Origin of the sequence: Paracidovorax anthurii (assembly GCF_003269065.1) — a bacterium.
Taxonomy (GTDB): Bacteria; Pseudomonadota; Gammaproteobacteria; order Burkholderiales; family Burkholderiaceae_C; genus Paracidovorax; species Paracidovorax anthurii.
Genome location: NZ_QLTA01000057.1, coordinates 24,965 through 35,495, shown reverse-complemented (window position 1 = coordinate 35,495; position 10,531 = coordinate 24,965). Strand labels below are relative to the sequence as shown.

Sequence of the window (10,531 nt, the reverse complement as noted above, 5' to 3'; positions counted from 1 at the left end):
TCCCTGGAGCAGACCGCCGCCGCCATGGAGCAGCTCACCGCCACCGTCCAGCAGAACGCCGAGAACGCCCGCCAGGCCAACCACCTCACCGCCAACGCCTCCCAGATCGCCGCCCACGGCGGCACCGTCATGGGACAGGTCGTGCAGACCATGGGCGGCATCGACGCCTCCTCGCGCAAGATCGTGGACATCATCGGCGTCATCGACTCCATCGCCTTCCAGACCAACATCCTGGCGCTCAATGCGGCGGTGGAGGCCGCCCGTGCCGGCGAGCAGGGCCGGGGCTTCGCCGTCGTTGCCGCCGAGGTCCGCACCCTCGCCCAGCGCTCGGCCACCGCCGCCAAGGAGATCAAGTCCCTCATCGACGACTCCGTCTCCCAGGTCAACGCCGGCAGCCGCCTCGTGCAGGACGCCGGCTCCACCATGCAGGAGGTGGTCGACAGCGTCAAACGCGTCACCGCCATCGTCGCCGAGATCAGCAACGCCAGCCAGGAGCAGAGCACCGGCATCGCCGAGATCGGCACCGCCGTCAGCCACATGGACCAGAGCACCCAGCAGAACGCCGCCCTCGTGGAGCAGGCCACCGCCGCCGCGCAGTCCCTGCAGCAGCAGGCCCACCAGCTCGCCGATGCCGTCGCCGGGTTCAAGCTCGACGCGCACGGCGCGGGGCACCTCCCGGCGCTGAACGCCCCGCGGTGAGGCGGCCACGGGGCGCCGGCTGACACCGACAGCCGCCCTGCGCCCATCGACCGCCGGCACGGCCAGCGCCGATGATGGCGGCATGACGCCCCTGCCCTCCGATACCGCGGCCCCCGCAGCCCGCGCGCCCCTGTCGCCGCGCACCTGGCGGGCGCTGGCGGGCTGGCTCCTGCTGTGCTTCATCGCCGCCGGCATCGGCGGCCTGGCCTCCGCGCAGGCGCCGCAGTTCTATGCCCAGCTCCACCAGCCGCCCTGGGCACCGCCCGCCGGCGTGTTCGGCCCCGTGTGGACCGTGCTCTACGCGCTGATGGGCATCGCGGCCTGGCTGGCCTGGCGCGAGCCGCCCGGCCCGGCGCGCCGGCTCGCGCTGCGGCTCTTCGCCGCGCAGCTGGCGCTGAACGCGCTGTGGAGCTGGCTGTTCTTCCAGTGGCGGCTGGGCGCCTGGGCGCTGGCCGACATCGCGCTGCTCGGCGCCTGCCTGGCCGCCACCTTCGTGGCCTTCCTGCGGCTGCGGCCCGTGGCGGGCGCGCTGCTGCTGCCGTACCTGGCGTGGATCAGCTTCGCCGCCGCGCTCAACTACACGCTCTGGCGCATGAACCCCGCCCTGCTGGGCGGGTGAGGAGCGGCCGCCCGCCCCGGCCCGCCGTCAGAACGTTCTCAGAGCGCCTTGCGCAGGTTGGCCGGCGCGATCTTGAGCGCCTCGCGGTACTTGGCCACCGTGCGGCGCGCGCACTCGATGCCCTGCTCCTTGAGCATCTCGGCGATCTGGCTGTCCGACAGCGGCTTGGCCGGGCTCTCCGCCGAGACGAACTGCCGGATGAGCGCGCGCACCGCCGTGCTCGACGCGTTGCCGCCCGTCTCGGTGCCCAGGCCCGAGCCGAAGAAGTACTTCAGCTCATAGGTGCCCTGGGGCGTCGCCATGTACTTGGCCGTGGTCACGCGGCTGATGGTGGACTCGTGCAGGCCCAGCTCGTCGGCGATGTCGCGCAGCACCAGCGGGCGCATGGCCAGCTCGCCGTGCACGAAGAAGTTCTTCTGCCGATCGACGATGGCGCGCGACACCCGCAGGATGGTGTCGAAGCGCTGCTGGATGTTCTTGATGAACCAGCGCGCCTCCTGCAGCCGCTGCTGCAACGCCTGGTGGCCCTCGCCGCCCCGGTTGCCGCGCAGCGCGCCGGCATAGATGTCGTGCACGCGCAGGCGCGGCATCACGTCGGGGTTGAGCTGCACGGTGAACGCATGCGCCGCGCCCCGGCCGCCGCTTTTCTTCACGATCACGTCGGGCACGATGATGTTGCGTTCCACCTCCGCGAAGGCCCGCCCGGGCCGGGGCTCCAGTCGCGCGATGAGCGCCATGGCCGCGCGCGTGCGCTCCTCGCCGCCGCCGCAGGCCTGGGCCAGCCGGCGCACGTCGCGCCGCGCGAGCATCTCCAGGGGCTGCTGGCAGATGCACAGCGCCGCCTGCAGCACCTCGGGGTCGGCCGGCCCATCGTCCTGCGGCAGCGCACGCAGCTGCAGCGTGAGGCATTCGCTCAGGCCCCGCGCGCCCACGCCCACGGGCTCCAGGCTCTGCAGCAGGCGCAGGGCCACCGTGAAGCGGTGCACCAGTTCTTCGACCTGCTCGGGGTCTTCCTCGCCCGCGAGCCCCACGGCCAGCGATTCGAGCGACTCGTCCAGGTAGCCGTCGTCGTTGAGCGATTCGATGAGAAAGCGCAGGGCCGCGCGGTCCACCTCGGACAGGCGCAGCGACAGGGCCTGGCGGTGGAGGTAGGCGGTGAGCGACTCGTGCTCGCGCGCGAGTTCGGTGGCGTCGGCCTCGTCGTCCTCGCCGGCGGCGCGGGTGCGCGCGGGCGCCTCGCCGCCCCACTCGCCGTCGTCGGGCGACATCTCGACGGTGCCGTCGCCCTCCCAGTCGGGCGTCTCGGGGGCCTCAGGGGCCTCCCCGGCGTCGCTTGAGGACTCATTTGGGCTGCTTGTCGCCGTATCCGCTGCGTTGTTTGCTACTGAATATGTAGCATCCTCCGGGGGCGCCCCGGTATCGGCCGCGGGCGTGTCGGCCTGCGCCAGGCCGAATTCCTCGCGCGGCGCCTCGTCGGGGTTGCGCTCCAGGAACGGGTTCTCGTCGAGCATCTGCTCGACTTCCTGGGAGAGTTCGAGCGTGGACAACTGCAGCAGCCGGATCGACTGCTGCAGCTGCGGCGTCAGCGCCAGGTGCTGCGAGATGCGCAGCGACAGGCCGGGTTTCATCACATGCGGAAGTGTTCGCCGAGATACACCCGGCGCACTTCGGCGTTGTCCACGATCTCGGACGGCGTTCCCTGCGCCAGCACGCGGCCGTCGCTGATGATGAATGCGTGGTCGCAGATGCCCAGCGTCTCGCGCACGTTGTGGTCGGTGATGAGCACGCCGATGCCGCGCGCCTTGAGGAAGCCGATGATGCGCTGGATCTCGATCACGGCGATCGGGTCGATGCCCGCGAAGGGCTCGTCCAGCAGGATGAAGCGCGGCTGCGTGGCGAGGGCCCGCGCGATCTCCACGCGGCGGCGCTCGCCGCCCGAGAGCGCGAGCGCGGGCGAGGCCCGCAGGTGCTCGACGCGCAACTCCTGCAGCAGCGCCGTGAGGCGCTCCTCGATCTCGGCGCGCGCGAGCGGCTTGCCGTCCTCGCCGCGCTGCAGCTCCAGCACCGCGCGCACGTTCTCCTCCACGGAGAGCTTGCGGAAGATCGAGGCCTCCTGCGGCAGGTACGACAGCCCCAGGCGCGAGCGCCGGTGGATCGGCATGTTCGCCACCGACTGGCCGTCGATGCGGATGTCGCCGCCGTCGCAGCGCACGAGGCCCACGATCATGTAGAACGAGGTGGTCTTGCCCGCGCCGTTGGGGCCGAGCAGGCCGACGACCTCGCCCTTTTGCACGACCATGGACACGTCCTTGACCACCTTGCGGCTGCCATAGGACTTCTCGAGGTGCATGACCTCCAGGCGGCTCGGCGCGGCCGCCGGCGCCACCCCGGCGTCGGTGAGGTTCGGCGCGGTACTCACTTCGCGCCGCCGCCCAGCTCGTTGCTCTGCCGCAGCGCGGGCGCCGGGCCGGCCGCGGCCGGCGGCGCGGCATGGCCGGCGGACGCGGGAGGCTCCTTGGGCGAGAGCACCGCGCGCACGCGCCCGCCGGGCGTGGCCGCCGCCGCGGCGCCGGCCGGCGCGGTCTTCTGGCCATCCACCGTGAACACGTCGGTCACGTTGTTGTAGACGATGAGCGCGCCGGCCATCTCGTCGGTCAGCGCGGCCTCGCGGTAGCGCCGCAGCTCCGCGCGGCGGATCAGCCGCACGAGGTCGGCGCGGCCGTCGTATTCGATCACCTCGCCCTCGCCCTCGACGAATTCGTCCGGCATGCCCGGCGCGGTGTCGCGCTTCTGGCGGAAGAACGCGCGCTTGCCCGGCTCGGCGACCATGGTGCCGTACTGGAAGCCATCGGGGTCCGTCCGCACGTCGAGCCGCGTGCCGCGCAGCACGATGGTGCCCTTGGTCACCACCACGCGCCCGGTGAACACGCTGGTCTGCTTGAGCTCATCGTGGCGCAGGGCATCGGCCTCGATGTTCATGGGCTTGTTGCGGTCGGCCTTTTCGGCCTGTGCGGGCCCTGCGGTGAACGCCAGGGACACCAGCAGAAGAAGTGAGGGAAAGAGTCTGGGTCTCATAGAGGGCACGAATCTTGCAAAGATTGTAGTCCCCTGCTGCGGCGCAGCAGCATCCAAAAACAAAAGCCCGCCGAAGCGGGCCCGTGGCATGGGACGGTACGCAATCAGCCCTTGCGCGCCTGGCCCGCCAGGTACTCCACCACCTGCAGCACGTTCTGCATGTTGCCGGCCATGGTGCCGTCGGTGTAGTAGCGGCCGGCCACGCCCATCGAGGGCACGCCCTCGACGCCATAGGCCTCCTGCAGCTGCGTGGCCTTGCGCAGCTGGTTGGAAACGGTGAAGGAGTTGTACGTTTCCTTGAACTTGGCGACGTCCACGCCCTGCTTGCCGATCCAGTCGAAGATCAGGTCGTCCTTGTTGAGGGGCAGCTTCTCGACGTGCACCGCGCGGAACACCTTGGCGTGCAGCTCGGGCAGCTTGTTCATGCCCTCCAGCGCGAAATAGAGCTTCTGCTGGGCCGCGAAGCTGGCATTGAAGGCCACCGGCATGCGGCGGATCACGAGATCCTTGGGCGCGGCCTTGATCCAGGATTCCAGCACGGGCTCGAAGGCGTTGCAGTGCGGGCAGCTGTACCAGAAGAACTCGATCACCTCGACCTTGCCGGCGGGAGCATCGACGGGCACGGGCTTGCCGAGCTTGGTGTAGTCCTTGCCTTCCTTGAACTGGCGGGCCTGCGCGAAAGCGGGCGTGGCCAGCGGCAGCGTGACGGCGGAAGCAGCCACGGCGGTGGCGGCGGACAGGGAAAACTCGCGGCGTTTCATGGAAAGGGACACTCCTCGTTACGGTTGCTGGAGGGTTGTGAGCCGCGCAATGCGGCAAAAGTTCAGTGCGGTCATCAATGCTGGACCCGCACGAGGGCCGACTCCACGCCCGCGCCGTCGAGCTTCTCTTTCAGCATCTCGGCGTCGTCGCGCTTGGTGAACGGGCCCACGCGAACGCGGAACACGGTGCGGCCGTTCTGCTCGCGCTCGCTCACGCGGGCCTCCCAGCCCAGCATCGCGAGCTTGGCGCGCTGCGCGTCGGCATCGGACTGGGTGCGGAAAGCCCCCGCCTGCACGAAATAGTCGAACGGCTCGCCGCCTGCGGCGGCCCGGGCCCGGGCGAGGTCGCCCAGCGGATCGGCCGACGAGGCCGCCGCGCCCGGCTTGCTGGCCGCGCCCCGGGCGGAGGACGCCGAGGCCACCGCGGCCGAAGCCGCGGACGCCGGCGTGCTGGCGGGCGCGGGCACCACGCCGGCCACGGCGGGCGTGGATGCGGCCGGAGCCGCCGGCCGCGCGGGGTTCTTGCCGTAGAGCGGGGAATTCGGGTCCCAGTTCTTGTTGCGCTGGGATTCGACGGCATCCTGGTCGATGCCGCGGGCGCCGCCCTTGTTGAGGAACGGCACCGGCACCTTGGTCACATAGACCGCCACGGCGAGCGCCGCCCCCAGGCCCACGACCACCCCCAGGATGAAGCCGACCGCCGAACCGCCGCGTTGCTGCTTCTTTGTCATATTGGCTAAAGACTCACATTCTGGCTGGCGCCGACACGCCCAGCACGGCCAGGCCATTGTGCAATACCTGCGCCGTGGCGGCGACGAGCGCCAGGCGCGCGCGCTTCACGGCCTCGTCGTCCACGAGGATGCGCTCGGCGTCGTAGTAGCTGTGGTAGCTGGCGGCGAGGTCGCGCAGGTAGAAGGTCACGTCGTGCGGCGCCTCGCCCTCGGCGGCGGCGGTGAGCATCTCGGGGTACTTGGCGAGCTGCAGCATCAGCGCCTGGGCCTGCGGGCCCTCCAGCGCCGACAGGTCGGCGTCCTTGAGCGCAGCGGCGTCGCCGCCGCCCTGCTCCTGCCACGCCCGCAGCACCGAGCAGATGCGCGCATGGGCGTACTGCACGTAATAGACCGGGTTGTCGTTGTTCTGCGCCACGGCCAGATCGACGTCGAAGGTGTATTCGGTGTCGGGCTTGCGCGAGAGCAGGAAGAAGCGCACCGCGTCCTTGCTGGTCCACTCGATCAGGTCGCGCAGCGTGACGTAGCTGCCCGCGCGCTTGCTGATCTTGACCTCCTCGCCGCCCTTGACCACGCGCACCATGGTGTGCAGCACGTAGTCGGGGTAGCCCTGGGGAATGCCCACGCCGGCGGCCTGCAGGCCGGCGCGCACGCGGGCGATGGTGCCGTGGTGATCGGTGCCCTGGATGTTCACGACCTTGGCGAAGCCGCGCTCCCACTTGGTGATGTGGTAGGCCACGTCGGGCACGAAGTACGTGTAGGTGCCGTCCTGCTTGCGCATGACCCGGTCCTTGTCGTCGCCGTAGTCGGTGGACTTCAGCCACAGCGCGCCGTCCTGCTCGTAGGTGTGGCCGCCCGCGACGAGGCGCTGCACCGCGTCCTCCACCCGGCCGGAGGTGTAGAGGCTCGACTCCAGGTAATACTGGTCGAAGTGCAGGTTGAAAGCCTGCAGGTCCTTGTCCTGCTCGTTGCGCAGGTAGGCCACGGCGAACTGGCGGATGTTGTCGTAATCCTCGACATTGCCGTTCGCGGTGAACGTGCGGTCGTCGGCCTCGACGGTCTTCTTGGCCAGGAAGTCGTTCGCGATGTCCTGGATGTAGTCGCCGTTGTAGAACGCCTTGCTGGCAGGATTCTCGGGATCGACGGGCCAGCAGTCGTCACCCGGCTTGAAGCCCCTGGCGCGCAACTGCGTGCTCTTGGTGAGGGTGTCGATCTGCACGCCCGCGTCGTTGTAATAGAACTCGCGATGCACGCCCCAGCCCTGCGTGGCGAAGAGATTGCAGATGGCATCGCCGAGCGCGGCCTGCCGGCCGTGGCCCACGTGCAACGGCCCCGTGGGGTTGGCCGAGACGAATTCCACCAGCACGCGCTGGCCGTTGTCCTTCTGGTATCCGAAGCGCTCGCCCGCGGCCAGCACCTCGCGCACGATCTCCTGCTTGGCGGCGGGCTTGAGACGGATGTTGAGGAAGCCGGGCCCGGCGATCTCGACGCCGTCCACCCAGCGCGCGAAGGCCGGCGTGGCTGCCAGCGCGACCTTGAGCTGCTCGCCCAGGGCACGGGGGTTGAGCTTGAGCGGCTTGGCCAGCTGCATGGCGGCGGTGCAGGCGAAATCGCCGTGCGCGGCCACCTTGGGGGATTCAAAAGCGGCGCGCCCGGCGGAGCCGGGCGAGAGTTTTTCCAGCTCGCCGGCCAGCGCCGCGAGCAATTCCTGTTTGACGGAGAGCATGGGCGGATTCTACGGGCCGCCCCGTCATCCACCCGGCGGCGGCAGGCGTTAAGCTGAACAGCCCCGGTGGCCGGCCACCGGCCACCGGGGCACGTTCCCTTGCCGATCCACCCCCTGCAGGAGCATTACATGAAGAAACTGCTTTCGATCCTGGCCGCCGCCGGCCTGACCCTGTCCGCTGCGGTCGCCCATGCCGCCGATGCCCCCGCCGCGGCCGCCTCGGCGCCCAAGGCCCCGACCGCGCAGCAGAGCAAGATGGCCTCGTGCAACGCCGATGCCAAGGACAAGAAGGGCGACGAGCGCAAGGCTTTCATGAAGGAATGCCTGAGCGCCAAGAAGGAAACCACCCAGCAGGACAAGATGAAGTCCTGCAACGCCGACGCGAAGGCCAAGACGCTCAAGGGTGACGAGCGCAAGGCCTTCATGAAGCAGTGCCTGAGCGCCAAGCCCGCCGCCTGAGCACGGACCGGGCCCCGCCCGCAAGACCCCGCGACACCGCCTGCCGGTGCGCGGGGTTTTTCATTGCCGGGCCGAAAACAGCCCTCTCAGGGCACAGCGAGGAGCGTGGGGCTCTTGTGATTGCCGGGGCGGCCCGGTCAGCGCGTCCAGACGCCGCGCGCGAGGAGCGTGGCGGCCAGCGGGATGAGCGCCAGCAGGTGCGCCTCGATCATGACGATGCGGCGCGTGCTCCGGATCTCCGCATCCGGCGGCAGCGCCCCCGTGGCGCGCAGCGCGCGGCGCCAGCGCAGGAAGCGCACGGTGGGCAGGATGGACAGCAGCCCGATCGCCACGAAGAGCGTCACCTTCAGGTGCAGCAGCGGCTGCGCCCAGTACCAGGCGCCGCCTTTCATGCCCCAGGCGGTGCGGGCCAGGCCCGTGCCCAGCACGAGCGCTGCGGAAATGCCGTAGATCAGGTCCACGCGCGCCAGGCGCTCGACCACGGCGGCGTTCATCCACTCCTTGCGGCACAGCGCGGCCTCGCTCGCGAGGAAGACGGTCATGGTGAGGATGGCCAGCAGATGGGCATAGGCCAGCAGGGCTTCGGTGGTCACGCGGCATCCTTTCATCGGAAGGGGTGGCGCATCGTAGCGCCCCTGCGCGCGCCGGGCGGGCGCCACGCGGGGAACGGAACGGGCCGCGGATCAGCGCCCGCCGAACTCCTGCCGCACCCAGTCGTCGATCAGGCCCTTCTCGTAGCGCAGCGGATCGGCGGCCCCACGGGCGGTGCGTTCCATGAACGCGGAATCGCGCAGCACGCGCCGCCCCGACTGCAGCACGGCGCCGTCGGCCGCGAGCCGGCGGAACTCCAGTTCGATGCGCGGCGGGTACACGTCGCGCACGATGCGCACCTGCCCGGCCTGCGGGCCGCGCCAGGGCTCGAAGCCGCCCGCGCGCTGCACGTCGGTGATGTGCACCTCCAGCCGCTGGCCTTCGGGCAGCGCGGTGGCCGCGCGCTCGGACAGGTGCAGGCAAAGCGCGTCCACCCAGGCTTCGCGCGCCCTGGCGGTCTCGTGCACGCCCTGGCGCGCATCGCTGAATCCGGCCGGGTCGTCATAGGTCACGCTGACGATGCCGGCGGGCAGGTCGGCGGCGGCGCGCGGCGGCACCTGCTCGGCACCGCCCCGCGCGGACGGGGAGGCCGCGTCCGGCGTGGCCTGCGCGGGCGGGCGGGCCTCCGGCGCGGCCGCGCACCCGGCGAGCACGGCGGCCAGCGCCAGGACGGCGGCGCCTGTGGCGCGGGGCGAGGAGAGGTGGGCTGCGGCGGGGCGGTGCGTCGTCATGGCGGGGCTCCTGGCGGGACGGGCGTGGCGGGAAGAGCGAAAAGCGTGGGCGCGGCCCGGCGCCAGAAGGCCGGCTGCGCGTAATGGTGCTTGAGGGAGTCGATCCAGAGGCGCACGCGCAACGGCAGGTGGCGGGCGTGCGGGAAGACCACGTAGATGCCGTTGGGCGGCGCGGCGAAATCCTCCAGCACGGCCACGAGCCGGCCGGCGGCGATCTCGGCCTCCACCTCCCAGGTGCTGCGCCAGGCGATGCCCCAGCCGCCCAGGCACCAGTCGTGCAGCACCTGACCGTCGGAGCAGTCGAGCGGGCCGGCGGGCTTGAGGTGCACGACCTCGCCGGCGCCCTCGCCGCCCGCGGCCGGCATGCGGAAGGCCCAGCCGCGCGTCTGCGAGGCATCGCTCGACAGCGTGAGGCAGGCATGGCGGGTGAGGTCGGAAGGATGGCGCGGCGTGCCGTGGCGCTCCAGGTAGGCGGGCGCCGCCACGCACAGCCGCCGGTTGTCGGCGATGCGCACGCTCACCAGCGACGAATCGGGCAGGTCGCCCACGCGCACGGCGCAGTCGAAGCCCTCGCCCGCGAGGTCCACCACGCGGTCGCTGAGGTTCAGGGAGATGCTCACCTCGGGATGCAGGTCGCGAAAGAGCGGCACCAGCGGCGCCACGTGGCGCCGCCCGAAGCCCGCCGGCGCGGTGATGCGCAGGTGGCCCGTGGCCCGGGCGCCGCCCACCGACACGCTCGCCTCGGCCTCGGCCACGTCGGCCAGCAGGCGCTGGCAGTCCTCCAGGAAGGCGGTGCCCTCGTGCGTGAGGCTGATGCGGCGCGTGGTGCGCACCATGAGCTTCACGCCCAGGTGCTCCTCCAGCGCATCGAGCCGCCGCCCCATGATGGCCGGCGCCACGCCCTCGGCCCGCGCCGCAGCCGTGAGGCTGCCGCGCGCCGCCACCGACACGAACGACTCGAAGGCCTTGAGCTTGTCCATGGGCGGGGATTATGGGCAGGGAGGTAACGCATCGCAGTCCCGTGCGCCGGGAAGGACCAAAACGGTTCCACGCCGGAATGCGCCCATGTCGCCCAGTCCACTGAATAGTTTGCTATTCATTCAATAGCAAACAAAAGGACGCCGCTGTTGCACGCTCCCGCC

Annotated in this window: 12 protein-coding genes; 3 read left to right on the top strand and 9 right to left on the bottom strand. The window is 70.9% G+C overall.

Annotation, left to right across the window (positions count from 1 at the left end; translation table 11 throughout):
- The coding region (locus tag AX018_RS20840; RefSeq protein WP_245951741.1) for a methyl-accepting chemotaxis protein at positions 1 to 699 on the top strand (699 nt) is incomplete at its 5' end.
- An 82-nt stretch (positions 700 to 781) separates the two neighbouring features.
- Positions 782 to 1,318, top strand: a complete 537-nt coding sequence (locus AX018_RS20835; RefSeq protein WP_111881364.1) for a TspO/MBR family protein — start codon at positions 782 to 784, stop codon at positions 1,316 to 1,318.
- A 38-nt stretch (positions 1,319 to 1,356) separates the two neighbouring features.
- On the opposite strand, the gene AX018_RS20830 is transcribed toward AX018_RS20835, so the two are convergent.
- The 6 genes from AX018_RS20830 to argS form a co-directional block, all read right to left on the bottom strand.
- Positions 1,357 to 2,946, bottom strand: a complete 1,590-nt coding sequence (locus tag AX018_RS20830; protein ID WP_111881363.1) for an RNA polymerase factor sigma-54 — start codon at positions 2,944 to 2,946, stop codon at positions 1,357 to 1,359.
- Positions 2,946 to 3,668: an LPS export ABC transporter ATP-binding protein gene (gene lptB, locus AX018_RS20825; protein ID WP_245951743.1), complete on the bottom strand. Its 723-nt coding sequence runs from the start codon at positions 3,666 to 3,668 to the stop codon at positions 2,946 to 2,948. Before lptB ends, AX018_RS20830 begins: the two co-directional genes overlap by 1 nt.
- 65 nt (positions 3,669 to 3,733) lie before the next feature.
- Positions 3,734 to 4,393 carry a lipopolysaccharide transport periplasmic protein LptA gene (gene lptA / locus AX018_RS20820; protein WP_111881361.1) on the bottom strand — a complete coding sequence of 220 codons (660 nt, stop codon included), beginning with the start codon at positions 4,391 to 4,393 and terminating at the stop codon, positions 3,734 to 3,736.
- A gap of 104 nt (positions 4,394 to 4,497) precedes the next feature.
- A complete protein-coding gene (locus AX018_RS20815) occupies positions 4,498 to 5,154 on the bottom strand; it encodes a thiol:disulfide interchange protein DsbA/DsbL (RefSeq protein WP_111881359.1) in 657 nt (218 codons plus the stop codon).
- A 74-nt stretch (positions 5,155 to 5,228) separates the two neighbouring features.
- Positions 5,229 to 5,885 carry an SPOR domain-containing protein gene (locus AX018_RS20810; RefSeq protein WP_111881357.1) on the bottom strand — a complete coding sequence of 219 codons (657 nt, stop codon included), beginning with the start codon at positions 5,883 to 5,885 and terminating at the stop codon, positions 5,229 to 5,231.
- A gap of 13 nt (positions 5,886 to 5,898) precedes the next feature.
- The gene (gene argS / locus AX018_RS20805) at positions 5,899 to 7,608 is read right to left on the bottom strand and encodes an arginine--tRNA ligase (protein WP_111881354.1); all 1,710 of its coding nucleotides are present in this window, start codon (positions 7,606 to 7,608) and stop codon (positions 5,899 to 5,901) included.
- A 129-nt stretch (positions 7,609 to 7,737) separates the two neighbouring features.
- On the opposite strand from argS, the gene AX018_RS20800 reads away from it, so the two are divergent.
- The gene (locus AX018_RS20800; protein WP_111881352.1) at positions 7,738 to 8,067 is read left to right on the top strand and encodes a PsiF family protein; all 330 of its coding nucleotides are present in this window, start codon (positions 7,738 to 7,740) and stop codon (positions 8,065 to 8,067) included.
- Between the two features lie 137 nt (positions 8,068 to 8,204).
- Here the strand turns inward: AX018_RS20800 and AX018_RS20795 are convergent, their stop codons facing one another.
- The 3 genes from AX018_RS20795 to AX018_RS20785 all read right to left on the bottom strand — a co-directional run bounded on the left by AX018_RS20795 (position 8,205) and on the right by AX018_RS20785 (position 10,369).
- Positions 8,205 to 8,660 (bottom strand): DUF2214 family protein, encoded by a 456-nt coding sequence (locus AX018_RS20795; RefSeq protein WP_111881367.1) that lies wholly within the window; start codon positions 8,658 to 8,660, stop codon positions 8,205 to 8,207.
- Positions 8,661 to 8,750: 90 nt separating this feature from the next.
- Positions 8,751 to 9,389 carry a DUF3016 domain-containing protein gene (locus tag AX018_RS20790; RefSeq protein WP_111881349.1) on the bottom strand — a complete coding sequence of 213 codons (639 nt, stop codon included), beginning with the start codon at positions 9,387 to 9,389 and terminating at the stop codon, positions 8,751 to 8,753.
- A complete protein-coding gene (locus AX018_RS20785) occupies positions 9,386 to 10,369 on the bottom strand; it encodes a LysR family transcriptional regulator (protein ID WP_111881347.1) in 984 nt (327 codons plus the stop codon). The genes AX018_RS20790 and AX018_RS20785 overlap by 4 nt, the downstream gene beginning before the upstream one ends.
- Positions 10,370 to 10,531: the final 162 nt, after the last annotated feature.